This is a genomic window from Paraburkholderia acidicola, assembly GCF_002362315.1.
In the GTDB taxonomy this organism is placed as follows: Bacteria; Pseudomonadota; Gammaproteobacteria; order Burkholderiales; family Burkholderiaceae; genus Paraburkholderia; species Paraburkholderia acidicola.
Genome location: NZ_MTZV01000006.1, coordinates 1,760,574 through 1,786,431, shown reverse-complemented (window position 1 = coordinate 1,786,431; position 25,858 = coordinate 1,760,574). Strand labels below are relative to the sequence as shown.

Annotated in this window: 21 protein-coding genes; 18 read left to right on the top strand and 3 right to left on the bottom strand. The window is 58.6% G+C overall.

Going from position 1 to position 25,858, the window contains the following annotated elements; translation table 11 throughout:
- The first annotated feature begins 23 nt into the window (after window positions 1-23).
- The 9 genes from BWP39_RS26590 (at window position 24) to BWP39_RS26550 (ending at window position 7,932) form a co-directional block, all read left to right on the top strand.
- A complete protein-coding gene (locus tag BWP39_RS26590) occupies window positions 24-1,043 on the top strand; it encodes a MerR family transcriptional regulator (protein WP_096725225.1) in 1,020 nt (339 codons plus the stop codon).
- 308 nt (window positions 1,044-1,351) lie between these two features.
- The gene (locus tag BWP39_RS26585; RefSeq protein ID WP_096725224.1) at window positions 1,352-2,437 is read left to right on the top strand and encodes a TIGR03118 family protein; all 1,086 of its coding nucleotides are present in this window, start codon (window positions 1,352-1,354) and stop codon (window positions 2,435-2,437) included.
- 69 nt (window positions 2,438-2,506) lie between these two features.
- Window positions 2,507-3,124 carry a heme-binding beta-barrel domain-containing protein gene (locus BWP39_RS26580; RefSeq protein WP_096725223.1) on the top strand — a complete coding sequence of 206 codons (618 nt, stop codon included), beginning with the start codon at window positions 2,507-2,509 and terminating at the stop codon, window positions 3,122-3,124.
- Between the two features lie 7 nt (window positions 3,125-3,131).
- The gene (locus BWP39_RS26575; protein ID WP_096725222.1) at window positions 3,132-3,725 is read left to right on the top strand and encodes an RNA polymerase sigma factor; all 594 of its coding nucleotides are present in this window, start codon (window positions 3,132-3,134) and stop codon (window positions 3,723-3,725) included.
- A 44-nt stretch (window positions 3,726-3,769) separates the two neighbouring features.
- Entirely contained in the window at window positions 3,770-4,387 is a 618-nt protein-coding gene (locus tag BWP39_RS26570) for a zf-HC2 domain-containing protein (RefSeq protein WP_096725221.1), read from the top strand.
- A 166-nt stretch (window positions 4,388-4,553) separates the two neighbouring features.
- Window positions 4,554-5,264, top strand: coding sequence for a TorF family putative porin (locus tag BWP39_RS26565; protein WP_096725220.1), 711 nt, complete (start codon window positions 4,554-4,556; stop codon window positions 5,262-5,264).
- Window positions 5,265-5,365: 101 nt separating this feature from the next.
- The gene (locus tag BWP39_RS26560; protein WP_157915188.1) at window positions 5,366-6,715 is read left to right on the top strand and encodes a S8 family peptidase; all 1,350 of its coding nucleotides are present in this window, start codon (window positions 5,366-5,368) and stop codon (window positions 6,713-6,715) included.
- A 72-nt stretch (window positions 6,716-6,787) separates the two neighbouring features.
- Window positions 6,788-7,192, top strand: coding sequence for an ASCH domain-containing protein (locus BWP39_RS26555; protein ID WP_207557121.1), 405 nt, complete (start codon window positions 6,788-6,790; stop codon window positions 7,190-7,192).
- A 149-nt stretch (window positions 7,193-7,341) separates the two neighbouring features.
- Window positions 7,342-7,932 carry an aminoglycoside phosphotransferase family protein gene (locus tag BWP39_RS26550; RefSeq protein WP_207557120.1) on the top strand — a complete coding sequence of 197 codons (591 nt, stop codon included), beginning with the start codon at window positions 7,342-7,344 and terminating at the stop codon, window positions 7,930-7,932.
- Window positions 7,933-7,956: 24 nt separating this feature from the next.
- Here BWP39_RS26550 and BWP39_RS26545 read toward each other — a convergent pair whose 3' ends face one another.
- A complete protein-coding gene (locus tag BWP39_RS26545) occupies window positions 7,957-8,343 on the bottom strand; it encodes a VOC family protein (RefSeq protein WP_096725216.1) in 387 nt (128 codons plus the stop codon).
- 681 nt (window positions 8,344-9,024) lie between these two features.
- On the opposite strand from BWP39_RS26545, the gene BWP39_RS26540 reads away from it, so the two are divergent.
- Together BWP39_RS26540 and BWP39_RS26535 are read left to right on the top strand one after the other, a co-directional pair.
- Complete coding sequence (locus tag BWP39_RS26540) at window positions 9,025-14,958, top strand: autotransporter-associated beta strand repeat-containing protein (protein ID WP_170043906.1); 5,934 nt, start codon at window positions 9,025-9,027, stop codon at window positions 14,956-14,958.
- Between the two features lie 73 nt (window positions 14,959-15,031).
- Entirely contained in the window at window positions 15,032-15,529 is a 498-nt protein-coding gene (locus BWP39_RS26535) for a DinB family protein (RefSeq protein WP_096725214.1), read from the top strand.
- On the opposite strand, the gene BWP39_RS26530 is transcribed toward BWP39_RS26535, so the two are convergent.
- Window positions 15,526-16,101 (bottom strand): helix-turn-helix domain-containing protein, encoded by a 576-nt coding sequence (locus BWP39_RS26530; RefSeq protein WP_096725213.1) that lies wholly within the window; start codon window positions 16,099-16,101, stop codon window positions 15,526-15,528. The two genes, BWP39_RS26535 and BWP39_RS26530, sit on opposite strands and share 4 nt — an antisense overlap.
- Window positions 16,102-16,647: 546 nt before the next feature.
- Here BWP39_RS26530 and BWP39_RS26525 point away from each other — a divergent pair.
- Both BWP39_RS26525 and BWP39_RS26520 read left to right on the top strand, forming a co-directional pair.
- Window positions 16,648-18,066: an aminotransferase-like domain-containing protein gene (locus BWP39_RS26525; RefSeq protein WP_096725212.1), complete on the top strand. Its 1,419-nt coding sequence runs from the start codon at window positions 16,648-16,650 to the stop codon at window positions 18,064-18,066.
- A gap of 180 nt (window positions 18,067-18,246) precedes the next feature.
- Window positions 18,247-19,185: a S66 peptidase family protein gene (locus tag BWP39_RS26520; RefSeq protein WP_096725211.1), complete on the top strand. Its 939-nt coding sequence runs from the start codon at window positions 18,247-18,249 to the stop codon at window positions 19,183-19,185.
- Between the two features lie 39 nt (window positions 19,186-19,224).
- On the opposite strand, the gene BWP39_RS26515 is transcribed toward BWP39_RS26520, so the two are convergent.
- Complete coding sequence (locus tag BWP39_RS26515; RefSeq protein WP_170043905.1) at window positions 19,225-20,142, bottom strand: LysR family transcriptional regulator; 918 nt, start codon at window positions 20,140-20,142, stop codon at window positions 19,225-19,227.
- A 232-nt stretch (window positions 20,143-20,374) separates the two neighbouring features.
- Between BWP39_RS26515 and BWP39_RS26510 the strand changes: the two genes are divergently transcribed.
- From BWP39_RS26510 to BWP39_RS26490, 5 genes are all read left to right on the top strand, one after another.
- Window positions 20,375-21,670, top strand: a complete 1,296-nt coding sequence (locus BWP39_RS26510) for an MFS transporter (RefSeq protein WP_096725209.1) — start codon at window positions 20,375-20,377, stop codon at window positions 21,668-21,670.
- Window positions 21,670-23,145: a M81 family metallopeptidase gene (locus BWP39_RS26505; protein ID WP_096725208.1), complete on the top strand. Its 1,476-nt coding sequence runs from the start codon at window positions 21,670-21,672 to the stop codon at window positions 23,143-23,145. The genes BWP39_RS26510 and BWP39_RS26505 overlap by 1 nt, the downstream gene beginning before the upstream one ends.
- A gap of 62 nt (window positions 23,146-23,207) precedes the next feature.
- Complete coding sequence (locus BWP39_RS26500) at window positions 23,208-23,573, top strand: hypothetical protein (RefSeq protein WP_096725207.1); 366 nt, start codon at window positions 23,208-23,210, stop codon at window positions 23,571-23,573.
- A gap of 269 nt (window positions 23,574-23,842) precedes the next feature.
- The gene (locus tag BWP39_RS26495; protein ID WP_207557118.1) at window positions 23,843-24,976 is read left to right on the top strand and encodes an MFS transporter; all 1,134 of its coding nucleotides are present in this window, start codon (window positions 23,843-23,845) and stop codon (window positions 24,974-24,976) included.
- A 77-nt stretch (window positions 24,977-25,053) separates the two neighbouring features.
- On the top strand, window positions 25,054-25,815 hold the full coding sequence (locus tag BWP39_RS26490; protein WP_096725205.1) for a glucose 1-dehydrogenase: 762 nt from the start codon (window positions 25,054-25,056) through the stop codon (window positions 25,813-25,815).
- The last annotated feature ends 43 nt before the right edge of the window (window positions 25,816-25,858 follow it).

Here is a 25,858-nt window from a genome sequence, read left to right as displayed (position 1 = left end):
GTGCGCACTGAACGGAGGCTTTCATGCTGTTGAAAGTAGGGGAACTGGCGAAGAAGAGCGGACTGACCGTCCGCACGCTGCATCACTACGACGCCATTGGCCTGCTTGTCCCTTCGGCGCGCGCCGATAACGGCTACCGGCTGTACAACCGCGACGACATTGCCCGGCTCCATCGGATCCAGGCGTTGCGCGGCTTTGGTCTCTCGCTGGCCGACATCGGCGCTTATCTAGCCCAGCCCGATACACCTCTTGCTGACCTCGTCGCGCGTCAGATTGCGATGCTCGACACGCAGATCGATGAGGCGGCGCGCTTGCGCAGTCGTCTTCAGGAACTGCACCGTACGTTGATGGACGGCAAGGAGCCCGAGCTGGCCGACTGGCTCAATACGCTGGAGTTGATGACGATGTTCGACCGCTACTTTTCTCAAGAAGAACTGGACCGTTTGCCGATGTATCGCAAGACGCAGACGCAATCCCCCGAATGGACGGAACTTGTCGGGCAGGTGCGTGCGCTGATGGATGCGGGCGTGCCGCCTGCCGATGAACGTCCACGCGCACTCGCGGACCGCTGGATGACGCTACTCGCGCACGACACCAACAACGATCCGCGCATGCTCGCAAAGCTGAACTACATGCACGACAACGAACCCGCGATGCAGGCGAGCATCGGCATCTCTCCCGCGTTGCGCGATTACGTGGTGCGCGCTTTTGGCGAGTCGAAGATGGCGGTCTATGAGCGCTATCTGTCGCCTGAGGAGTTTTCCTTTCTGCGTGCGAACTACGGTAAGCGTGCGATGGAATGGCCGCAGTTGATGGCTGATGTACGTGATGCAATCGACGCAGGCGCCACGCCAGATTCGCTGCAGGCGCGTGAGCTGGCGCTGCGGTGGATGGATCTGTTTCGCAGCTACGCGGGCGATGATCCGGCGACGCATGCGAAGTTTCGTCAGGCGCTGCAGGATGAGCCTGAGTTGACGAAAGGGTCGTGGGCCGATGAGGCGTTGCTTGGGTTTATGCGGGAGGCGATGAGGCGGCTTGCATAGCTATCTGCGAAGGCACGACACGGCGACGCGATTGGGATTGAGTTAGCGTGGTCGCTCGCTCGACATCGCGGTCATGATGGTCTGGGAAGGGCATGTGCGCAGCGTGCCCGCCAGCGACAACGCATCATTCGCTGAGCATCGATAGCGCGCGAGAGATTGCGGAAGCGATCTCTATGCGCCACGAATCAAACGCGCACCTACAGAAATGCGTTCTGCACCAGCGCCTGAATTCGCACAAGTTTTTATCTTGTCTGCAACTTTCTTTGCGGCTGTCGTTACTCACGACAGTGCAATCAAGGGATGCAAACATGAAATCTGTGTCGACGATGTTGAAGGTTGCTGGAAGCGGAGTAGCCCTATCGATACTCGCCGCTTGTGGCGGATCGGATTCGCCTTCAACCCCAGCACAATCGTTCGTGGCGACGACGCTTGTTTCCGACGGCGCGGTTGCCGCAGCGCATACCGATCCGAACCTGAAGAATGCTTGGGGTATAGCGTTCAACCCGAAGGGAGATGTCTGGGTTGCGGACAACGCGACTTCAGTCTCCACGCTGTACGACGGCAATGGAGTCCCGCAATCGCTCATCGTAAGTATCCCGCCCGGCAGCAGCGGATCTGCCAATCCAACTGGCATAGTGTTCAACGGCACCTCGGACTTCTCAGTGACGCAGGGCGGGAATTCAGGAGCAGGCGTGTTCATCTTCGCAGGAGAGGGCGGTACGATCGCCGCCTGGTCGCCCGCCGTGCTCCTCAATACTGCTATAACTGTTTACGACGACGGTAGCGGTGGTGCCGTATATAAGGGGCTAGCCCTCGCGAACAATGGCGGCGCGAACTTTCTCTACGCGACCGACTTCCACAACAACAAGATCGACGTCTTCGACAAAAACTTCACGAAGCTCGCGATGTCAGGTGCGTTCAAGGACCCGACGCTACCCGCGGGATTCGCGCCGTTCGGAATCCAGACGATAGGCTCAAAGCTTTTTGTCACCTACGCGCAGCAGAACGCCACCAGGAACGACAACGTTAATGGTCCCGGTCTAGGCTTTGTCGACGTATTCGATACCGCGGGCAACCTGTTGCAGCGATTTGCCTCGGCGGGTTCATTGAACGCTCCTTGGGGTGTTACGCAGGCGCCGGCGAACTTTGGAGCGCTGAGCAATGACATCCTGATCGGTAACTTCGGCGACGGCACCTTGAATGCCTTCGATCCGGCAACTGGCAAGTTCATCGTCGGCCTGCAGCAGAAGGGCGGCGGCGCGTTCGTGCAGCAAGGTTTGTGGGGCATCGCATTCGGCAACGGCGTGGACAACCAGCCATTGAATACGTTGTTCTTCACGGCAGGGCCGAACGGCGGAGCAGATGGGGTTTATGGCCGTATCGATGCGCAGTAAGTGTGTGCCGCCCATTCGAGCTTTTATCGCTGGAAAGTTGACGTAAAAATTTCACAACGAGGAATACCCATGAAACGATACTTCGCCTGTCTCGCGATTTTCATTTCCGCGATTGCTTACGCTAAAGACGCGCCCGTCAGTGGTATGGACCTCGGTCCGTTGGGGAAGCTGGCCGGTACATGGAAGAGTGCGGATAGCAGCGGTGTCGACGTCGCACCGGGTCAGGAGCATTCTCAGGCAGGCAAGGGTGCGCCAGCGGTATCACCTTACTACGAGGTGTTGACGTTCGAGCCGGCCGCCGACGCCACGAACGCGAGCGACCAGTATCTGGCTGCGATGTACTACAAGCAGGAAGTGTTTAGACGATCTGACAACAAGAAATTCCACGATCAGCGCGGATACCTGATCTACGACAAGAAGAACCAGATGGTCTACGACACATTCTGTATTCCGCGTGCCGTATGCGTGGTAGCCGAAGGAAAGGCGGGAGACAAGATGACACTTAAGTCTTCGCCGCAGGGTATTGCGGAGACACAGTACATGTCGAGAAATGACAAGACCACCGGTTTTACGATCACCTATGATCTTTCTGGAAGTGCTTTGAAATATTCGCAGCAGACCAGTTTGTACGTATACAACAAGCCCTTCCAGCATGTAGATTCGAGCGCACTTGTTCGTGTCAAGTAAGTGCTATATGTCACCCGAACCGTTTGCGCCGGCCAACGCTTCCTTCGAATCGCGCAGCACTGACGCCAATGACGCAACGTTGTTGCGACGCGTTGCAGCGGGGGACCGGCTCGCACTTGCGGAGCTCTATCGTGGTTACCATAGACGTCTCGTCCGCTTTCTCGGCCGCTTTACGAGGCGCGACGATGTGATCGAGGAGGTCATCAACGACACCTTTATGATCGTCTGGCAAAAGGCCGGCGAGTTCCGCGGACAATCGCGCGTATCGACGTGGCTGATGGGCGTCGCCTATCGTATGACGCTGAACGCCCTGCGCCAGGGGAATCTGCGCACCGAGCCCTTGCCGCCCGATTACGATCATCCGGTTGAACCGTTTGTTGAGCATGAGCTGGCCGACTGGGTATCTAAAGGTCTTGACCGCCTGCCGCCCGAGCAGCGCGTTGTCATGGAACTGGCATACGTCATGGGGCATTCGCTTGAAGAGATCGCTGAGATCGCGGAGTGTCCAGTCAGCACAATTAAAGCGCGTATGTTTCATGCGCGGGTCAAGTTACGTAACTTGATGCCGGCGCTCGCGGGTTCGGGACGGGGCGATCAATGAACACTCCAGCAAACGATGAACTGGTTCACTTGCGGTCGTGGGAAATGTTGCCGTGGATCGCAAACGGGCGCGCGACCGATAGGGAGCGTCGCTTTGTCGACGAGCATTTGCGTGACTGCGAGCGGTGCCGGGTGGAACTGGCGTTTCAGCATCAGTTAATCATGGCGATGCAACCCGACGAGAACATCGATTGCGACGTTGAGCAAGGTCTGAAGCATTTGTGGCAGCGCTTTGACGAAACGGAGAAACTGCCGGGTGCTGTTCCAGGCAGCGCCGTGTCGTCCGGATCTCGCCGTATGACGGCGCTGGTATATGGGCTCGCGGCGCTGGTGTTACTGCAGGCCGGAGGACTTTATGTGTTCGGCATGCGCAACGCGCACGACGACCGGTCCGCCAGCTATCGCACGTTGTCTCAACTGGACACCGCCGCTAGCTCAGCGACGATTCGTTTAGTGGTGGATTCGAATGTGACGGTGGGACAGTTGCAGACATTGCTCGTGTCGCTTGACCTGCAGATCGTCGGTGGTCCGAGCAAGTTGGGCGTCTATTCGCTCGCTCCAGTACATGGCCACGGCAATGTCAGCGAACAGATCGCGGCGCTGCGAGCGGCAACGGGCGTTCGATTTGCAGAGCCGGTCGGAGGAGCCGATAACGGTCCCTGAGCGTTCGGAGAATCTTCCTGAGGTAGCATGGCGCGGGTGTTCAACGGCTAGTGAGCAGCTTGTATCGTGATAGCCCGTATGCGCAGGATTGCTACGACAGTGTCGAAAAATGGACGGCTCCTTGCGCGGCCGCCGATCTCCTGCGTGAAAAGAAAATGGAGCTGCGGTGTCATTTGCCGCTAGCCCGATCCGATGGCTCGCATCGTTTGCCCTCGCCGTGGCCCTGCATGCACCCGCTGCGGCAGCGGACTGGCAGTTCGAGATCAGCACGGCGACGGACAAGGTTTCGCGAGGGATGGATCTCAGTGATGGACGACCCTCGGCAACGCTAGCCGCAAGCTGGTACCCGGGCAACGGCTTCTTTGCAGGTGTGTCGGCATCGTCGGTCAGGGTGTTTCCTGCTGCACCGGCTGGTGTCGAGTTCTCGACCGACGTTGGGTATGCATGGCGCACGGTCGACGACTGGAGTGTGGGGCTGATGCTTTCTCACTACCAGTTTCTCGGGGGATCTGAAGCGGCACGGTACAACTACGACGAACTTGTGCTAACTACAGGATGGCATGATCTGGTGTTCGCATCCGTTGCTGTGTCTCCCGATACGGCCTTTGGTTGGTCCCCGCGGTCATTTGCCGTCTCCTACGACCTGGTGGGTCACGTACCGCTTGTGCATGGATGGATGGCGACAGCGGGCATTGGCTACTACGATCTGCATTCAGTGACCGGATCGGGATATGTTTATGGTGATGCAGGTCTGACCTACCAGTATCGCGCGCTGCAATTCGATTTGTTGTACGTCTTGACGAATGGGGAGGCGAAAAAGCAGTTCGGCAGTAGCGTCTCCGATCGCTGGGTTGCCGACGTGATCTGGCATTTCTGATCGACATCGCAACTTTTTATCGGGCGTCTGACACCTACAGCCATTAGGTGATGATGCGAATTTTCATGACGTTCGTGAAGTGTTGCGGGGGTGAGTCGCCCATGGCTGACTCGGTTAAAAATCACAACAGACTTTTCGCGTCATGGCGCACGGCTCTGCTACGGTTGCTGGCGCTGTGCATCGCCTTTGCTGTTTCCTCTTGCGTGGTCGTACCACATGCTCCAGACCCTGCCACTGTCGCACGGGAAATGGACGCGCATCCCGAGCGAATGATCGTGCTGGTCGTCGCCAATCCACCCGAGACGCTAACGGCGCGCGCGGGCACAACGGCCGCTGGGTACATCCTGGGCGGCGGGGGCTATTCAGCAGGCGGTAGCGCCCTCGCGCAGGTAAGCGCGCTCGCAAAAGACTACGGGTTGAAGGAAATTTCGGCGTGGCCGATTCCTTCGTTGAAAGTGCATTGCGCTGTGCTGGAAATTATCGGCGACACCTCGCGGGAGAAGGTACTTGCTGAACTTTCCGCCGATTCCCGGGTGCGCCTCGCTCAACCGCTTCAAACTTTCAATCTGCTTGGCACGACAACGGGTCGCGATGGCTATGCAGATCTGCAGCAAGGTTTTCGCGAAATCGACGCGGGTGCTGCGCATCGGGTAGCCCTGGGTGATTCTGTGCGGGTGGCGTTGATCGACACGGGTGTCGACACGTCGCATCCTGGTTTGCGGGATCGCATTGCGTCCGCGCAAAACTTTGTCGATGATGACTGGACCCAGTTCAACCGCGATCTTCATGGGACTGAGGTTGCAGGGGTGATCGCTGCTGATCGGGCTATCGACGCCGACGGTAAGGGGAGTGCCATCGAAGGGGTGGCGCCGCACGCAAGGCTGATTGCGATCAAGGCATGCTGGCAATCAGGGATTCACGGCGGGCCTTCGGTCTGTAATTCGTTTACGCTCGCCAAAGCTATCCAGGCAGCGCTCGACGCGCATGCGCAGATCATGAATCTTAGCCTTGGCGGGCCGTCCGATCCGCTCCTGACTGAACTTGTCGAGCTTTCCATCAAGAAAGGCGTGATAGTCGTCGGGGCGGTACTTCCGGGTGAGGACCTGAAAGCCTTTCCGGTGGGCGTGCATGGCGTGATCGCAGTTGAAAGTGCTCGTTCGGCAGGCGACCCTGTCGCTAATCGTCTTGGACAGATTCTGTATGCACCTGGCACGGACATTTTGACGCTTTCGCCGGGAGGGCATTATGACTTCGCCTCTGGTTCGTCACTCGCAGTCGCGCATGTGACGGGTACGGTAGCGTTGCTGCTCGAATTGCAGCCAGAACTCGATGCTCATGCGATCGGATCGCTGCTCGATCGCACGAGCGGGCCGACGAAGCAGCATGACCGGATTATCAACGCGTGCCGCGCTTTGGCAGGCATTCAACGTCCATGCGACGGGGTGGAGTGAGTCTTGCCGATTCCGTAACGCGGACTTTGCCAAACGACCAGTTAAGGGAGTAGCAACACACAAGGATGCAAGATGAACAGAAGAAAGAGACTGACTTTTTGGGGCGCTGACGAAAACGACGACAGCCTGCCGCGTGCCGTCATGGATGGTCGTAAGACCGTCACTGCCGATACGGTCGCGGAATATTACAAGCCCTACGGCGAATACGGCGACGGCAGTTATGCGCCGGGTGACATCATCGAAGTCTATGATTTGAAGCAGCGGCTTCGCTGCATCATCAAGGCAACCAGGGTGTACACGATCGAGTTTGGAAACATTCCAGAAGAGGTCTGGCGTGGTGAAGCATTTTCCAGCGCAGAGGAGTTTCGGGAATGCCATATTCGCTGTATGCCGCATCTGGACCTGCATGACCAATTCGAACTGGTGACGTTACATTTTGAGCTGGTCGAGGTTATCGCGCGCGAAATCACTGCCTGACACGACCAATGACCGAGATCCCGCTAAGCGGAGGGCGATACACCGTAGGCGTTGTCCGCGTCGGAGACACGGTCCGCAGACCCGCCAGCTCGTCTTCGCCCTTTGTCCGAAGTCTCCTTCTGCACATGGAGGCCGTCGGATGCCAATGCGTGCCTCGCCATCTCGGTCAGGACGACTCTGGCCGCGACGTGCTGAGCTTTTTGCCGGGATGGGTGCCGCAGAAATTCCAGTACTTCGAAGATGAACAGATCGCAGCCGCAGGAGCGATGCTCCGATCGTTTCATGACGCTACCCGCGGGAGTGATCTAGCGGGTGCGCAAGCCGTGGTGTGTCACCACGATCCCGGGCCGAACAACACCGTTTTTCAGAACGGGTTACCAGTAGCCTTTATAGATTTCGATTTCGCCGCGCCTGGAGCCATTCTCGAGGATGTGGGCTATATGGCCTGGACGTGGTGCATCTCCTCCAAGCCAGAGCGAGGGCCTGTTGAGCGACAGGCCGCGCAGTTGCGCGTACTCGCCAACGCGTATGGTTTAGCTCTTCAGGATCGCCCCGGGCTCATCACTGCAATGCTTCAACGTCAGTCCCAAAACATCGCGTTCTGGAGCGAGCGAATCGATGTCTTCGAAGGTCCCACGACAAGCTCTGCGGAAATCCGCGACCGTGTCGCCTGGTCCCGGCGTGAAATGGAATTCACCGACGCTCATAGCGATCTGTTCTTAAGCGCGATTGGGGCTTAACTGCCCGCTCAGCGTATCGATCGCTCAAACCGCCAGATGACAAACCGCCTCGATATTGTGCCCATCCGGATCCAGTACGTAGGCGCCGTAATAGTCCGGATGATAGTAAGCACGAATTCCAGGCGCCCCGTTATCACGTCCGCCAGCAGCAATAGCAGCCTGATAGAACGCGTCGACCGCCGCGCGGCTATCCACCCGAAACGCGATATGAATGGGCGGCTGGTTAGGCGTACCCCTACCGATCCAGAATTCCGCCTTGCCAGGCGGCCCGAAACCCGCCACATCGGTATCACCGGTCACGCTAGCGGGAATTTCCATGATCTTGACGATACCGATGGCGCCCAGTGCCGCCGTATAGAACGCGAGACTCTTCGAATAATCGCTGACTGACACGCCAGTGTGATCGATCATCTTTTCTCCGCTGATTATGTGTTGACCGGTACGGCAGGAAGCAACGCTGATGCCGACGGATGCGAACTTGCTAGCCGATTATACGATCCCGATGTGACCCGGCAGCACGGCGAGAGCGACCTTAAGCGAGGCCATTGTCTTTAAAACTTCACAATAGATACCAGAGCCGGACTCGCCACAATGCCTGGAAATCCCAGCAAAAATGAATGCGAAATTCAATGAAGCGAGGTATGGATTCTTATCGCGCTCAATTAATCATCTGATGATAAAAACTAGCGTTTGTTTACGTTTTGCATTTTGCAATATTACAAATAACCTACTCCCTAAAACAGGCTGTTTTCTCAAAGAAAAATGCTAATCTCGCGCTGAACGGTTGACCGCGTTTAAGACGCAGTGCGATCGTTCTAATATTCGAAAAAGAACGCATTAAATCGTCGACCAGGACGATTGCAATAACAATCAAGAAGCCAGCCTACGAGGCAAGAGAGCGTCCCACACGATAAGGGGACCTCGTGACGATGACAAAGGCGAAGGCGCACCCGCTTGCGGGCCGCTTTGGAGGACAGTCGCATGAACAGGATCAGAGGCGTTGTACATCAACGGCGGGTTCGGCATTTTCGACTGAATCGTCTCGCTAAAAACGTATTACTTACCTTTGCGCCGACCATGGCGTTGTCATGGGTGAGTGACGTTGCGTACGCGGCGTGCACCACAGCCGGCACGACGATTACCTGCGCTACCGGTTCCAATACCAATAGCTTCTCCAGTTCCATCAACAGTGTGACCGCCAATGTGCAGAGCGGCGCGGTACTGAGCGTTGCGCCGATCATCGGCGGTGCGTCGCTGACCCTGAACGGCAATGGCATCACCTTGAACAACCAGGGGTCGATCGATCCCACCATCAATGGCGGCTTGAGTCTTGCCGCCAGTGGCGCGGTGCTCGGCAACAGCACGGCCAATACGATCAACGTCAACAACCTGAGCGGCGGCACTATCAAAGGCCTCGTCAATATTGCGTCGCTGATGGGTTTTGGCGGACAGGCATTGGTGTTGCAAAACGGCAGCGGCGGTGTAACGACGATCCAGAACAGCGGCAGCATCGGTACGTCGATCTTCGGCGTCGGCACGTTCACCACCGCCGATGCACCCGCCATCCTGAGTTACGGCGGTGGTCAGGTAAATTTCACCAACTCCGGCACAATCACCGGGCGTATCGGGTTTGCGACACCCACCGCACACGGTGCAAGTAACACGTTCGTCAACGCCGGCACGATCAACGGCAGTGTTTATCTTGGCGACGCTGCCACGGGGAATACGTTTATTGCGGTATCGGGATCGAGCGTCAACGATGCCGGGGTTGCTACCGCCGGCACGATGAACGCCAATGGCAATACGGTCCAGTTTGCGGCTGCGGGCAAAGTCGACGGCGGTATCGGCAGCGGCAACACGCTGATTCTGCAGAACTCGGCGACCGGCACAGGCTCCGGCACGAGCGGACCCGTTACCACGATCAGCTCCGCCTCCTACCTGGATTTCCCGAATCTCATTGTCAATAGCGGGACGTGGAACCTGCAGGGTGCGCTGCTTAGCGCAGGCGCGACGCTCAATGGTGGGCTGGTTAATATCAACGATGGGGGGGTGTTCGGCAGCGGTTCCTTGAATGCCAACGGCGGAGCCCTTGCGTCCAGCGTGGCGGGCCTGACGCTAACCAACGCCATAGTGTTGAACACGGGAGGTCTTGCGCTCGAGGGTTCCAATCCCTTCACGCTCAGCGGCGTGATTTCGGGCGCCGGGAGTTTGGTCAAGAACGGTGCGGCTACCGTGACTCTCAACAATGCCAATACGTTTACCGGCGGCGTCGACATTAGCGCAGGTACGTTGGTGCTGGGCAGCGGTGGCAGTTTTGAGGTAGACAGCGCGGTAACCCTGGGAGGAACCGGCATACTGGATATCTCCGGGGGCGGCAATCAGACCATCGGATCGCTTGCTGGCGCATCCGGCGGGGTCAATCTTGGCGGCAATAACCTGGCCTTGGGCGGCGTTGCGAATTCCACGTTTGCCGGCACGATCGGCGGAACCGGTGAGCTGATCAAGAACGGCCCCGGTACGCAAACCATTAATGGAGCCAACACTTTCAGCGGAGGTGTTGTGCTGAACGCGGGCGGTCTGGTGCTGGGTAACAACTCCGCGTTGGGAGCGGGCGCGCTGAACGTAAATGGCGCAGCTACGCTTGCCACCAGCGCGAACATCACTCTGGCCAACGACGTAGCGCTGGGTACGGCGGCTGGGCTCACTGTGCAGGGCGGTAACGCGCTCACGCTAGGCGGTACGATTTCCGGCGCCGGCAGTCTCACCATGAACGGCACGTCGACGCTTACCGTGACGGGCGCAAACACTTATACCGGCGGCACGAACATCCTCTCGGGTACGTTGGCCATTGGTGCAGGCGGTAGCCTGTCGGCGACGGGCGCGGTGACGCTGGCAGGAACCGGCACACTGGATATCTCCGGGGGCGGCAATCAGACCATCGGATCGCTCGCCGGCACATCCGGCGCGGTCAATCTTGGCGGCAATAACCTGACCTTGGGCGGCGTGGGCGATAGCAGCTTCGGGGGGGTGATCAGCGGTGCGGGCGGTCTGATCAAGGATGGCGCGGGCGTGCAAACGCTGTCCGGGACCAATACGTTTAGCGGCGGGGTGGTACTCAATGCCGGAGGACTGATCGTCGGTAACGACAACGCGCTTGGCACGGGTGCGTTGACGGTAGGTGGCAATGCGACACTCGATTCCAGCAACGCGATCACGCTCGATAACAACATTGTTCTCAATGCGGGGCTCACGGTTGAAGGCACTAATGCGTTGACACTCAACGGTGTGCTGTCGGGCACAGGGAGCCTCGTCAAGGACGGCTCGGCGACGTTGACGCTCAATGGCAACAACACTTACACAGGCGGCACGTTCGTCAACTCCGGCACGCTGGCGTTAGGCGCCGGAGCGAGCCTGACGAGTACCGGTACTGTCGATCTGGCATCCGGAACGACGCTCGATCTTTCCGCGGGCAGCGGCACGCAGACAGTCGGTACGTTGATCGGCTCCGGCGAAGTCAATCTCGGTGCCGACAAACTGGTGGTGGGAAGTGCGAGTGACGGTGTGTTTAGCGGATCGATTGCCGGTACCGGCAGCTTGACCAAGCAGGGTACGGGTACTGAAACGTTGACCGGCAACAGCGTCTTCACCGGGGGCACCACCATCGATGCCGGCACGCTGGCGATCGGCGCGGGCGGCAGCCTCTATGCAAGCGGCACCGTCAATCTTGCTGGTCCAGGACGCTTTGATATTTCCGCTGGCGGCAATCAGTCGATCGGTGCCTTGAATGGCGTTGCCAACAGCCGCGTGTCGCTCGGCACCAACACGTTAACGCTGAATGACCTGAGCAATGCGAGCTATAGCGGCATTATCTCGGACAGTGGCGGTTTGATCAAGAGCGGGGCGGGTATCCAGACGCTCAGCGGTGCAAGCACGTTTTCAGGTGGCGTGACGCTCGCAGCCGGCGGACTCGTGCTCGGCAACAATAGCGCGCTTGGCACCGGCGCGCTCAGTGTCACAGGCGACGCGACGCTGGATGACAATGGGGCAATGCACATTGGCAACAACGTCACACTTGCCAATGGCGTGACGCTAAACGTCCTCGGCTCCAATGCGATGACGTTTAACGGTGAGATCGATGGTGCGGGCAGCCTGATCAAGAGCGGTGCAGCGACACTGACGCTGACCCACGCCAACACCTTCACCGGCGGCACCTCCATCACAGCCGGGACGCTGGCGCTCGGCGCAGGCGGGAGCCTGTCGGCCACGGGCGCGGTGGCGTTGAGCGGTACAGGTGTCTTCGATATCTCCGCGGCCGGCAACCAGGCCATTGGTTCGCTGGCGGGTACGAGCGGGAGCGTTAATCTTGGCGGCAATGCGCTGACGCTCGGTGGTGTGGGGAACACGAGTTTTGGCGGTGACATTGACGGTACCGGTGGGCTCGTAAAGGTCGGTAGCGGCGTGCAGACATTGAGCGGCGCGAATACGTTCAGTGGTGGCGTGGCGCTCAATGCGGGCGGTCTGGTGGTGGGTAACAACTCGGCATTGGGTACCGGTGCGCTGAGTGTCGGCGGCGCGGCCTCGCTGGATGCGAGCGTCGCTACCGCGCTCGCAAACAATGTGAGCCTCGCTGCGGGTAGCGCGCTCGATGTACTGGGCAGCCAGGCGCTGACGTTCAACGGCACGCTGTCGGGCGCCGGAGCCCTGACCAAAGATGGCAACGCCACGCTCACCTTGAACGGTGCGAGTACGTTCAGTGGTGGCACGGCGCTCAACGCGGGAGCTCTGGTGGTGGGTAACGGTGGGGCATTGGGTACCGGTGCGCTGAGTGTCGGCGGCGCGGCCTCGCTGGATGCGAGCGTCGCTATCGCGCTCGCGAACAATATGAACCTCGCTTCGGGTAGCGCGCTCGATGTACTGGGCAGCCATGCGCTGACGCTTAACGGCCAGATATCGGGCGGTGGAGCTCTGACCAAAGATGGCAACGCCACGCTGACCTTGAACGGCGAGAGTACGTTCAGTGGTGGCGTGGCGCTCAACGCGGGAGGTCTGGTGGTGGGTAACAACTCGGCATTGGGTACCGGTGTGCTGACTGTCGGCGGCGCGGCCTCGCTGGATGCGAGCGTCGCTACCGCGCTCGCAAACAATGTGAGCCTCGCTGCGGGTAGCGCGCTCGATGTGCTGGGCAGCCAGGCTCTGACGCTTGGCGGCGCGATATCGGGTAGCGGGGCCCTGACCAAAGATGGCAACGCCACCCTGACCTTGAGCGGCACCAACTCCTACACCGGCGCCACGACGATCGATGCCGGTACGCTGGCCTTGACTGGCAGTGGCAGCATCAGCAGTGCGAGCGGCGTGGTCGATAACAGCGTGTTCGATATTTCCGGCACGACGAGTGGCGCATCAATTGCGAATCTGGCGGGCAACGGCGCGGTTGCGGTGGGCAAACAAACCCTGACGCTGACTAATGGAAACGGCACCTTCAACGGTGCATTCAACGGTAGCGGCGGCATCGTGAAGCAAGGCACGGGCACGATGGTTTTCGATGGGGCGAGCACGTCCTTCAGTGGTACGACTGCAATCGATGCCGGCACACTCGAAGTCGGCGATATCAACACGCCGGGAGCGGTGCTAGGCGGTAACGTTACGGTGAATGCGAATGGCACGCTGCGCGGCCACGGCACTGTCGGCGGCGATGTGATCAGCAATGGCGGCACGATTGTGCCTGGTGGCACGATCGGTACGCTGACGATCGGTGGCAACTACAGCCAGGCGAATAACTCGACGCTTTCCATCGAAGTGAGTCCTACCGCTGCCTCGCTACTGAAGGTTGGCGGCACAGCTACGCTTAACGGTGTGCTGGCGCTCACCTACGATCCGGGTACCTATAGCGCGACTCAGTACACCATCGTCTCGGCTGCGAACGGAGTCAATGGACGCTTTGCCAGTACGACCAGCACGATGGCGACGGGGGCGAATCTCGGCACACTGCAACAGTCTGTGACCTACGGTGCGAACAATGTCCAGCTCGTGCTCGCGAATGCGACCGGTCCGGGCAATACCGGGACTGGTGGCTCGACGAATCCGGTCGTCGTCGCACCGACCGATACCAGCATCTACACCGCGGTGGGATCGATCGCTTCGCTCGATGCCCAGGCGATGAACGCAGCACTGCTGGACCGCATGGGTCGTGCGTCCGCGGCAACTTCAGCTGTGTCGGATGGCTGGATCAATGCCACGGGCACGCATACGAATGTCGGTGGTGCGAACGGCGAGCCCGGTTTCCAGGCCAACCAGTACGGCTTCCTTGCAGGACTCGACCAGCGCTTCGGTGACTACACCGTGGGTGTCGCTGCGGGCTACACCCACACCGATATCGACGAACAGAACACCGGCGATTCAGGTGCGATCGACACGTTGCGCGCGGCGCTGTATGGCAGCCGCTGGCTCGGTCCGGTGGGGGTGTCGGCGACGTTGGGCTACGGGCTCGACTTCCTGTCGCAGAAGCGGCCGTTCGGCACGCCGGGTACGGCGGAGGGCGACCATACCGGACAGGAACTGACGGCAGGTGGACAGGCGAGCTTGCCGCTGACGCTGGGTAGTTTCGTCATCACGCCGCGCATTGGGCTACGTTATGCGTATTTCCATGGCAACGGGTTCGGTGAGAGCGGGGCCGGCGGGCAGAATCTGGATGTCGGTACCGACAATGTGCATAGCTTGCAGCCTTATGCCGAGGTGACGATCGACAAGGCATTCGGCGATGCGATGCGGCCGGTGAATGTGCAACTGCGATTGGGGTACGCGCATGAAGTGCTCGATGCGGGTCGCTCTGTGACGGTGACGTCACAGGATGGGACGCTGTTTACGGCGCCGGGTACGAGCTTGCCACGTGGATATCTGACTACGGGCGTGAGTGTGAGTATGCAGCCGACTAAAGCGTTGACGGTGTCGCTCGGTTATGACGCGCTGATCAATACGACTCATGCGTCTGCGCAGGCGGGGAGTTTGAAGGTGGGGTATCGGTTCTGACCTTGACCATCGACTTCGTGGCCCGACTGGTTGACAATCGCAGTTCAAGCGAGCCAGTGAACGGATAGAGAGCATGACTGCAACCCGACGAGCTTACGTTCTAAATCAGCTACGTGAGATGCCTGACTTCCTTGAGCGAGCCTTCCTGGGCATGCCTCGGCATCTGCTCACGATGGTGTCTGCGAACGACCATTCACCGCTTATTGAGCACTTGTGGCATGTGAGAGATTGCGAGAGTGATCTCTATGGGCCGCGAATCGAGCGCGTGCTTGCCGAAGTACGTCCCCGGCTTGAACCGATGGATGTGAGCGGCTGGCCGGCCGAGCGACGCTACGATCTACGCGATGGAGATCAGGCCGTCCGGGAATTCGTCGAACTCCGGTCCAGACTGGTGGATCAGCTAGAGACGGTCGCAGACATTAACTTTGAGCGCACGGGGATTCGTCACGACGGTAGTGAGGCCGACGTGTATTTTCTGATCGAACAGCTTGCCGATCACGATCGCGATCACAGGTGGAGGATGTGTTCGATCTTGAAGGAAGCTGCTACGTCTTCAGCTCAAAGCCTCTAAAACAACCGCGGCGTACCGACCCAAAGCGCAAGTGCCTCGACGCGCTGACTATTCATCCACTCACGTGGCAGCGCAGAGGGATAGTGCGCGCTGTCCCCGGCTTGCAATACAAACGTCTCACGCCCCAATGTCAGCGACACCTCACCAGAGATGACGTAAAGAAACTCTTCGCTCGCCCTGGTTAACATGTCGGTAGGCTGCTCTTGCTCGGGCGGAAATCTGACGAGAACAGCCTCGAGTTGTTGAGAAGCCGATTCACGCGTGAGCTGTGCGAACAGGTTCGCCGATTCCGCAAACTTAAAAAATTTCAGCTGAGCGCCGTAACACACCGGGCGCTGTTCGCCTGGTGTGTTCACGAAGTACTGCGCAGCGACACCGAGCGCACTCGCAATCCCGTTCAGCGACCGGATGGACGGCGTAGCGAGTCCTCGTTCAACCTGGGAAAGAAACGGTTTCGAAATACCCGCTGCGGTTGCCGTGTGGTCGAGCGTGCGTTTTAGCCGCTGCCTTAACGCACGAATTTTTCCGCCGAGCAGGATCGCCGGCGTCGCTTCTTCAAGTTTGGAGAGCATAAAGTAAAGGTGCGTGCAACGATTAATGCCAGAGATGCCGTATCAATCGCTGCAATCGAGCGGCCTGATCAAGGCGCTCCTGGACTGAATCTTCCGATGTCGCGTGATCCTGGTTCAAGCATGGTTGTCGCGGGTTCATGGTGCGCTCTCCTGTTTTCGGTCAACTTCGTGGTCTAGACATTCTGCGTAACGGCGATATCGCGCGATAGCAGCAGGCATCACAATCTGGACCGTCGCACCGCATCCTTTTTCCTGTCTGTATCCCCTGGTCGATCAGTACAGTTACGGCGCCCACCAGAGTGCAACCACTGGGGTGGGGCACTGTTAGAATTGACCTGGTTGTTTCTTCGCTATCAGAGTCGACGCTCGCGCAGGCGCAGTCCCATTACGTGACGGGCGCAGCGACTTCCCTACCGGTCTGGTTCGCTACGCTGTAGATCCCGCCGTTGTATTGACCGATCCGGCGTCAAGCCGTCTTCGATATTCGTTGATGTAAGCCGACACCGAAAACCGTGTGGCGGTGTTCCGAAAACAGGTGAACTGCGGATGTGGGATCGAACAACGCGTTACGGCGAACTCGCCAGTCAACTGCACGAAGAAATCTGCGCGGGGACATTTCGCCCCGGTGACAAGTTGCCGTCAATCCGCGCCTTATGTTCGCGCTTCAAGGGAAGCAGTGCCACAGTCACGCATGCACTGTACCTGCTGGAAGACGCGGGCCTGATCGCGGCGCGCCCGCGTTCTGGTTTCTATGTCAGAGAGCGGCGGGCAATCGCAGGGTTGCCGCAACAGTCCAGCCACGAAGTGGTCGCGCAGCCTTCGTTGCCAGCGCAACGCGCCTTGCTTCGCGAACTCGATCGGCTGGAAGTGCAGGATCAGCCCATGCTGTTTGCTGTGATCGATCCGGAGTTGTATCCGGTCGTGGCACTGCAACGCATCATGACCGCTCAGGCTCGCCGCAATCCGTCCTTCTTTACATTGGGAGACATGTGCGCCCAATCGCCACTCGCGGATCAACTTGCGCGCCGCGGGCGATTGATGGGTTGCAACTGGCGTGCCGAAGACATCACGATCACGCCTGGTGGGAAATTCAGCCACCGGGCGCTGCTGCGACTGCTAACCCAACCGGGTGACACCGTCGCCATTGCATCGCCCGCTTCGATGAGGCTGTTACGCGACCTGGATGCGATGGGACTGAAAGTGCTCGAAATACCGGCTCATCCGGAGCACGGCCTGTCTACCGACACGCTCGATTTCGTATTGAAAAGAGAGCGCGTGACCGCATGCGTATTCTCGGCGAACTTTTCGCATCCGACCGGCGGACTGATGAGCGATGAAGCCAAGCGTTCCACCGTCGATCTGCTGGCAAAGCATGGTGTGCCACTTATCGAGGACGATCACAACGGAGAACTGTATTTTGGCAAGAGCCGTCCGTTACCTTTCAAGGCGTTTGATCAAGCTGGGCTGGTGCACTACATCACGAATCTAAGCGACTTGATTAGCCCTGGCATGTCTATGGGTTTTGCAGTAACCAACCTGCACAGGCAGCTCGACTTTATGCCGGAGCCAGCGCCGCTGTTTCAGCACACGTTAGCTGCGTTTATGGCCAGCGGATTGTTCGAACCACACTTGCGTCGTTTGCGTCAGACGCTCGCAGGCTATGCCAAATCGTACCGGGCAGCCGTGCAACGGCACTTTCCGATGGAGGCGCGTAGCTATGCGGTCTCGGGTGGCCATTGGCTATGGGTAGAATTGCCGCGCGGCTTCGATTCCGTGGCCTTGTTGCGTAGGACGCTCCCGAATGGAATCGCGTTTGCGCCAGGTCAGCTATTTTGTACCGACGGCAGCTTGAATCATTGCTTTCGTCTCAACATGGGCATGCCGCTTGACGATCGTATCGAACGCAATATCGCAGCGCTGGGCCAGCTGATATCGGAAGAGCTGGCGCAGTTGCGCATCACGTAGCGGCGGGTGCCTTCCTTCTGAAGTTCGATTTCCTGAGAGCGTGAACAAAAAACCGAAATGAACCGACGACACTTCCTGGCTCGCACGAGTGCGCTGTCCATCTCAAGCGCAACCGTTAGCGGGTGCGCTTCTCTCTCTTCTGGCGCGGGGTCGCCTTCTACTAGGTTTGCTATTACGCCTGTGCCGGCGTTAAAGCCAGGTGGAGGGGTGGCTATCGTGGCGCCTGCTTCAACCGCACCAGACAAGGTCGATGAAGCGGCGCGCTGGCTGACTTCACGCGGGTTCGCGGCGCGCGTCATGCCGGCAACACGCGCTTCGCTGGAGGCACCGTTCGAGTATCTGGGTGGCACCGACGACGCACGGCGGGACGATTTGCATGCCGCATTCACCGCACCCGACATCGGCGCGGTGTGGTGCCTGCGGGGCGGCTTCGGCTCAACACAACTGGTCGACAAGATTAACTACGATCTGTTGCGCGCGAACCCGAAACCTTTCATCGGCTACAGCGACATCACTGCGCTGCACGCGGCCATTCAGCGGCACTCGGGCTTCGTTACGTTCCACGGACCCATGCTGTCGTCCGACTTGTTGATCAACAAGCGGGCACCCACCGAGGCAAATGTGTTTGCGATGATTCAGGGAGGCGTCGTAGCAGGAGAATGGATTGAACCTCCATCAGATTTCACTCTGACCGTACTTGCACCGGGCGTCGCAACCGGGCGACTGGTCGGCGGCAACCTCGCCTTGCTTTGCAGTATGGTCGGGACGTCTTACGAGGTGGATACCCGAGACGCGATTCTTTTTATCGAAGATGTCGGCGAAACACCTTCGAGAGTCGACCGGTTACTAACACAACTGCGGCTAGCCGGTAAGCTCGCCACCCTTAAGGGTGTGCTGGTAGGGAGCTTTTCTGAACTCGGCGATCAGCCGAATGATGCTGTCGATCCCGCTGTACTTGATCCGCTGTTACGCAGGACATTTGAATCACTCGGCATTCCCGTCCTGGCCGGTTGGCCTAGCGGTCACTGTGATCCGAATTTGACACTGCCGCTAGGCGCACAAGTGCGGCTCGATACCACGCGGCGCGCGTTGCGACTCGAGCAGCCGGTCGTGATCTAAGACCCACCTGACCGCTAACACTTCGTCCATCGCGGAAGGCTACGTAGCTGGGCGACCAGCGTCATCAAATATTCCAGCGCGCTCCTTGATGAAATCCAGAAACGCTTGCGCGGCTCGTGGCAATGGGCGGTTCTCCTTGATCAGGATTTTCATTTGCGCCCGTTCGAACAACGGATTAGCCAACGGCAAGGCAACCAGCTTGCCAGATTTGGCTTCCTCCGTTATCGCCGTGCGAGGAAGAAAGGCGCAACCTACGCCGGATAAGACAAAACCTTTCGTGATGGCAACAGAATTCGTTGTCAGAAAAGGCGTGAGACGAACGCCTTCACTCAACGCGACGGCCTGTATAAGCTGTCCGAGCCCATAAGGGTCGGGCATGATCGCGAAGCGATGCGGCAGCACGTCCCGCAATGAAATGGGCGAGGAGAACGATGCAAGCGGATGATGCGGAGACACGCACAGCATGACAGGGCGGGAAGCGCTGGCGTAAATCTGCACGTCGGGCAGATCGGGCGGGTTGTACGACAATCCAATATGCGCGCGTTCACCCTGTATTTCGCTAATGACGCTGTTGGCCGTGAGCACGAACAGTTGCAGATCCACGCCGGGATGAGCCGCGGAGAATGCCGGAATCACCCTTGCGGCTAGCGGCGTGACATAGCCTTCCGTCATCGCTACGTGGACGGTGCCGTGTAACTCGCCCTGCAGGTCTTCGTTGAAACGTTCGGCAGCTATCTGACAGGTCCGGTAGTAGTCGAGTAACCGGTGGGCCGCTTCAGTTGGAATGATGCCGTAGGAGCGTCGGTGGAACAGCGCGGTACCAATCTCTTCTTCCAGACGATCAAGTTGCCGGGTAACCACGGATGCGGCAGTGTTCAGGTGATATGCGGCTTCACGTATCGAGGAGTGTTTCATGACCTCGATAAAGTAGGCGCGGCGTCGATCATTCATTCTCATGAGATTCATCTAGCATATAAGTTGCTGGTTTATTACGGTGCGTTGCCTTTTCTGGTTTGGCACGCAACAAAAATAGCTAGCACGCGGTGCACTCCCCCCGACTATATTGGTGACCGACTGTTTCCGGAAGAGGGGTGTCCGTTCATCCGCGAGCGCGGCTGGTTGCACGCAATGGATCGCACAGCGTGGTGGGGCAGATTCCTTTTTCCTGGAGAAATCGGTGTTCAAGACAATGACGGCAGCATCGGGTGGTGAGCAGGCGCAGTTGTTTGGTCGGATCGACAGGCGAATTCTGTCGTTTCTGGTTTTGTGCTACGCGTTTGCAAGCCTCGATCGAACCAACATCGGGTTCGCAAAATTGCAGATGGCGGGGGCGATCGGCCTGGGTGACGCCGCTTACGGTTTTGGAGCGGGCATCTTTTTCCTGGGCTATGTGCTGTTCGAAATGCCCAGCAATTTCCTGCTGACCCGAATCGGCGCGCGTAAAACGCTGAGCCGCATCATGGTCCTGTGGGGACTGACGTCGGTGTCGATGCTCTTCGTGCGAAACGAGCAGTCTTTTTATGCATTGCGGTTTCTGCTCGGTGTGTTCGAAGCGGGATTTGCGCCAGGCATGATTTTCTATTTGACCTGCTGGTATCCACGAACACAAATGGCTCGGGCATTGTCCATCGTGCTCAGCGCCACGCCAATCGCTGCCATCCTGGGTGGACCACTGTCCGGTTGGGTGATGACGACGTTAGACGGAACTCACGGAATGGCCGGATGGCAATGGATGTTTTTGATTGAAGGAGCGCCTGCTGTCATCCTGGGCGTGGTGGCATTTTTCTATCTCGACGACTACCCGGTACATGCTCGCTGGTTATCCGATGACGAGCGGCGGCAACTCGATGCTGCACGCGGGGAACCCAGCACGCCGCGGGCCGCTTCGTTCGCAGAGGTGCTAAGAGTACTGCGGAATCCGAAAATCTATGCGTTGGCGTTGCCGTACTTCTGCATGATCAGTGGGCTTTATACCGTCGCATTCTGGTTGCCTACGTTGTTGAAGATTGCAGGCGAAAACAGCACGGTCCGCATAGGCTTTTATTCGGCGATTCCCTATCTGGTTGCAATCCCAACAATGATGGTGCTAGCCAGACGGTCAGACCGCCTGGTAGAGCGGCGCTTGCATTGCACGATACCGTTAGTGGCCGGCGCACTCGCTTTGGCGGTGGCGACATACGCCATGCATAGCTTCATGATCGCCCTGGTGTCGCTCACGTTGGCGACAGCGCTGGTTTATGCCGCATACGGTGTGTTCTGGGCGATACCCTCTGACTATCTGAAGGGACCGGATGCGGCGATCGGGATCGCGCTGGTCAATTCGATCGGTTTGCTCGGCGGCTTTGTTAGCCCGACGATTATCGGTTGGGCGAAAGCCGCAACAGGTGATATCCGGGGCGGCCTGGCCGTCATGGTGGGACTGTTGATTGTCGGTGCCGTATCTCTGGCGATAACGCGCCCTGTCGCGAAGCGCGGGGAGGCGTGATGCGGATTATGCTCGCCGGGTTTCGGCATGAATCCAATACGTTTGCGTCCACCCAGGCATCTTACGAAGACTTTGTTCATGGTGGGAGCGGGCCGCCATTGTCGCGGGGTGCGGAAATCCTGACGTTCAAGTCATTGAACCTGCCTGTCGCAGGTTTTATGAAGGAAGCGGAAGTGAACGGACACACCTTTGTTCCGTCCGTTTGGGCCAATGCGATTCCCTCTGCGCCTGTCGAACGCGAAACGTTTGAACGCCTGACCAACGAAATTGTGAGTGCAGCCCGGCAACATACGCCCGATGCCATTTACCTCGATCTTCATGGCGCCATGGTGGCTGAGCATATCGATGACGGCGAGGGTGAGCTGCTGTCGCGGTTAAGAACGGCGATAGGGCGCAGCATTCCGATCGTGGCTTCGCTTGATCTGCATGCCAACATGACCGGCCAGATGCTGGATGGTGCGAACGGACTTGTTGCATACCGCACGTATCCACACGTCGACATGGCTGAAACGGGGAAACGCACGGCGCGGCTGCTGGAAGTCATGCAGGGAGGCAAGTCGTTACATCTTGCAGTACGACGCGTGCCGTTCCTGATTCCGATCAATGCAATGAGCACCCTGTTTGAGCCCGCGAAAGCGGTGTACGAACGGCTCGCCGAGCTTGAAGTGGGAGATGTCGCATCGTTGTCGTTTACTCCCGGATTCCCCGCTGCCGATTTTCCAGAATGCGGCCCGGTTATCTGGGGTTATGGGCATGATCTCGATGCGCTCAGCAGGGCTGTCGACGAGTTGTATGAGTGTGTCGTCGCGCAGGAATCCTGCTGGCGTGTTCAATTTCTGTCCGCAGACGAAGCGGTCGCCGAAGCGATCAGGATCGCTCAGGTTGCGGACAAGCCGGTCGTCATTGCGGACACGCAAGATAATCCAGGCGCGGGCGGCGACTCTAACACCACGGGAATTCTTAAAGCGCTGGTCGGGCAGGGCGCCGAAAATGCGGTGCTGGGTATTTTTTACGATCCCGATGCGGCTAGCGCTGCGCACATGGCTGGCGTGGGTGCTGTGATTCCCCTTCAACTGGGGGCACATTCAGGTGATGGTTTTCAGGGCATGTTCCGGGTTGAGCATCTTTCGGGCGGCCGTTGCGTCTGCCATGGAGAAATGCTCGCTGGAGCAACGATTGAACTCGGACTCACGGCCTGTCTGAGCATCGCTGGGGTGCGGATTGTCGTCGCCTCCGCGAAAGTGCAGATGCTGGATCGGGCCTTCTACAGGGTGGCGGGGATTGATCCGGAGACGGCAAAAATCATCGTCAACAAAAGCTCGGTGCACTTCAGAGCGGATTTTGAGCGCATAGCCGAAGCGGTGTTGATTGCCAAATCTCCGGGTTCGATGATCGCCGATCCCGCCGACATCCCGTGGACGCGATTAGCTCATGGCATGAAGGTGAGCCCTAACGGGAAAACTTTTGAGTCGTAGTGGAAAGGGTGTTTGCCTGCGGCGCTGGCATCTCGCAGCCAGTAGTTGAAGGAGCAATTGAAATGAACAGGAACATCAAGGGATCTTCAGATCGGCGCACGTCACGACACGCCGTTTGGGCACCCGACCATGACATGATCGATCTCGCTCCTCGATGGAGAACGCTGGTTCCGATCCTGCTTTCCGCCATCGAACATGGCACGGAACACGGGAGGAGCAACGCACGGCGCAGCCTTCGCAATCTTGCCGAAGAGGCGGATTCGTCGCGCCAGCTTCAATTGCGAACGCGAGAAGCGCTAGCGCGCCTCGTCGCCACGTGGTCCGAAAAGTCGGAGGCGCTGAGTGTGGAAGAGAAAGATGCGCTTGCCGAGGCTTCGGCGGTCCTAGCGTTGACCGGAAAGAGTCTGATGGACGTTCGACACGAATAGGGTGACGGACTCCGGCAGTCCGCTTTCTCCCAGTTTCAAACCTCGTCACCTTCGTTCCATCATTGCCGGAACAACCCCCTCGACTCGACCATAGCAATCGAGAACCCGTTGCGATAATCTCCAGCGTGCACGCCGGACCGAGCGTTACCGGCGCCCATTCTTAAGAACCTATCCAGGGGACTCATCTCACGATGCCTGACCAAACTGGTCGTAGATCTGCACTGCGTCAGGTTGCAGCTTCGAGGTTTTTTCTCGGCGCAACGATTGCCATGTTTCTGTCGGGCCTCGGCACGTCGGCGGCGGCACCACAGATCGTTCTGTTCCTGGTAAAGGAACTTGGCGCCTCGCTACCGCTGGCGGGACTCTATTACCTGACCAGTCTTGCAGCGCCCGTTGCGGGGTATTTCATCGGGCGCTACTCCGATCGCACAGGCAATCGTCTTGGTCTTTTTCGCATGTGCGCGGTGGCGGGTTTTCTGGGCTGGGCGGGACTTGCGCTCGCGACTTCGGTCTGGATGGCGTTCATCATCGCGGTCGTTTTGCTGGCCGTTGCCGGTGCTACGGCCTCGCAGATTTTTGCGGCTGTCCATGATGAACTCAGCGATAAACCGGGCGATGCAAATGAAGGTGTCGTGGCCATCATCCGGATGGCGCTTACCGGTGGATGGATCGTCGGGCCTGTCCTCGGAGCGTGGGTAGCGGCTGTCTATGGTCTGCGCCCCATGCTGTGGTTGACCGCCATCTGCATGCTGCTACAGATCGTGCCACTCGGAACACTGAACCCGATCGTCAAGCCCAAGCCGGAGTCGACGAGTGAACCTGCGCATCACTCCAGCCTGCGCGCCATGCTTCCATTGCTGACCTTCACAGGACTGTTCGTCCTGGTCTACGCAGGCGAACCGGTGAAGTTTGGATTCTTGCTGATCTATATGGAAGAGCAGCTCAAGCTAAGTCCGGCTGTACGTGGCGCGGTCATCGGGATACAGCCGTTCATCGAGTTGCTCATCATGCCCTTCAGCATCGGGCTTGGCCGCAGGTTCGGCAACGTATGGTTGATGTGTATCGCGGCAGCCATGGGGATATTGGCCAATCTTTGTTTTGCGTTGTGGCCGTCCGCAGCGGGGATGTTCGCTGGACAGATACTGATGGGCGGCGTGTGGGGCATCTTTATGGTGCTGGGCATCATCTTTGCTCAACGCCTGCTGCCTAACGCGGTGGCGACTGCGTCGGCAATTTTCATGAGTTCGACGGCGCTTGCCTCAGCGTTGGGAGGTATCGCGGGTGGCTTCGGTGTCGCGTTGCTGGGTCTGCCCAATGTCTTTCTGCTGCCTGCGCTCTTTGGCGGTGTTGCCGTTATCGGACTGGCATGGATGGCACGTACCGGAAGATTCAGCGCGTATTGATCCAGGCCAGTTGCTTCGCGTGCCTGGTCAGGCTCGGCCTGAATCACTGTCGCAAACATCACGTGGAGGTTCGCTAAATGAATTCTGTTTCACAGGCCCCGTTGATTCTGATAACGGGAGGAAGCCGTGGCGTAGGCGCGGCGACTGCGCGGCTTGCCGCTGCACAAGGTTACGACGTAGCGATAAGCTTCGTCTCCGACGAGTCGGCTGCACTTGCGGTGGCAGCCGATGTGGAAGCGGTCGGGCGTCGGGCTTTAGCGATGCGCGCAGACAGCGCGGATCCAGAGCAGATCGTTCAGCTATTCGCCGCGATCGACGAGAAGTTTGGCCGGATCGATGTGCTGGTGAATAACGCCGCGATCATCGCGCAGCAATCGCGGCTAGAGGATCTCAGCTTCGAGCGGATGCAACGTATCTTCGCGGTCAACTCGATAGGCCCGATCCTCTGTGCACAGCAGGCAGTGAAGCGGATGTCGTCTCGCCATAATGGTCGAGGCGGCGTCGTGATCAACATCTCGTCGGCATCGGCGCGGCTCGGTAGTCCAAACGAGTATGTCGATTACGCTGCGTCGAAGGGTGCCCTTGAGACGTTCACCATCGGCTTCGCGAAGGAAGTCGCGCGGGACGGAATACGCGTTAACTGCATTCGCCCAGGACACATCTACACGGACATGCATGCTAGCGGTGGGGAGCCGGGGCGAGTGGATCGCGTGCGAGACTCGATCCCAATGGGACGGGGCGGTCAACCTGAAGAGGTTGCGCGGGCGATTTTATGGCTGGCAAGCGCTGAGGCTTCCTTCATCACGGGCACGTTTCTCGATGTCACCGGTGGCAAGTGAGTAGCTGGGTGCGACGTCGAGGGCTTTACTCGATGGCCACCTT

Bases quoted from the DNA above. Each gene is read 5' to 3' on its own strand.
- BWP39_RS26510 (WP_096725209.1), top strand. From the start codon at position 20,375: ATGACGGCAGCATCGGGTGGTGAGCAGGCGCAGTTGTTTGGTCGGATC.
- BWP39_RS26585 (WP_096725224.1), top strand. From the start codon at position 1,352: ATGAAATCTGTGTCGACGATGTTGAAGGTTGCTGGAAGCGGAGTAGCC.
- BWP39_RS26545 (WP_096725216.1), bottom strand. From the start codon at position 8,343: ATGATCGATCACACTGGCGTGTCAGTCAGCGATTATTCGAAGAGTCTC.
- BWP39_RS26515 (WP_170043905.1), bottom strand. From the start codon at position 20,142: ATGAGAATGAATGATCGACGCCGCGCCTACTTTATCGAGGTCATGAAA.
- BWP39_RS26495 (WP_207557118.1), top strand. From the start codon at position 23,843: ATGTTTCTGTCGGGCCTCGGCACGTCGGCGGCGGCACCACAGATCGTT.
- BWP39_RS26525 (WP_096725212.1), top strand. From the start codon at position 16,648: ATGTGGGATCGAACAACGCGTTACGGCGAACTCGCCAGTCAACTGCAC.
- BWP39_RS26555 (WP_207557121.1), top strand. From the start codon at position 6,788: ATGAACAGAAGAAAGAGACTGACTTTTTGGGGCGCTGACGAAAACGAC.
- BWP39_RS26500 (WP_096725207.1), top strand. From the start codon at position 23,208: ATGAACAGGAACATCAAGGGATCTTCAGATCGGCGCACGTCACGACAC.
- BWP39_RS26505 (WP_096725208.1), top strand. From the start codon at position 21,670: ATGCGGATTATGCTCGCCGGGTTTCGGCATGAATCCAATACGTTTGCG.
- BWP39_RS26530 (WP_096725213.1), bottom strand. From the start codon at position 16,101: ATGCTCTCCAAACTTGAAGAAGCGACGCCGGCGATCCTGCTCGGCGGA.
- BWP39_RS26560 (WP_157915188.1), top strand. From the start codon at position 5,366: ATGGCTGACTCGGTTAAAAATCACAACAGACTTTTCGCGTCATGGCGC.
- BWP39_RS26570 (WP_096725221.1), top strand. From the start codon at position 3,770: ATGTTGCCGTGGATCGCAAACGGGCGCGCGACCGATAGGGAGCGTCGC.
- BWP39_RS26490 (WP_096725205.1), top strand. From the start codon at position 25,054: ATGAATTCTGTTTCACAGGCCCCGTTGATTCTGATAACGGGAGGAAGC.
- BWP39_RS26535 (WP_096725214.1), top strand. From the start codon at position 15,032: ATGACTGCAACCCGACGAGCTTACGTTCTAAATCAGCTACGTGAGATG.
- BWP39_RS26575 (WP_096725222.1), top strand. From the start codon at position 3,132: ATGTCACCCGAACCGTTTGCGCCGGCCAACGCTTCCTTCGAATCGCGC.
- BWP39_RS26580 (WP_096725223.1), top strand. From the start codon at position 2,507: ATGAAACGATACTTCGCCTGTCTCGCGATTTTCATTTCCGCGATTGCT.
- BWP39_RS26590 (WP_096725225.1), top strand. From the start codon at position 24: ATGCTGTTGAAAGTAGGGGAACTGGCGAAGAAGAGCGGACTGACCGTC.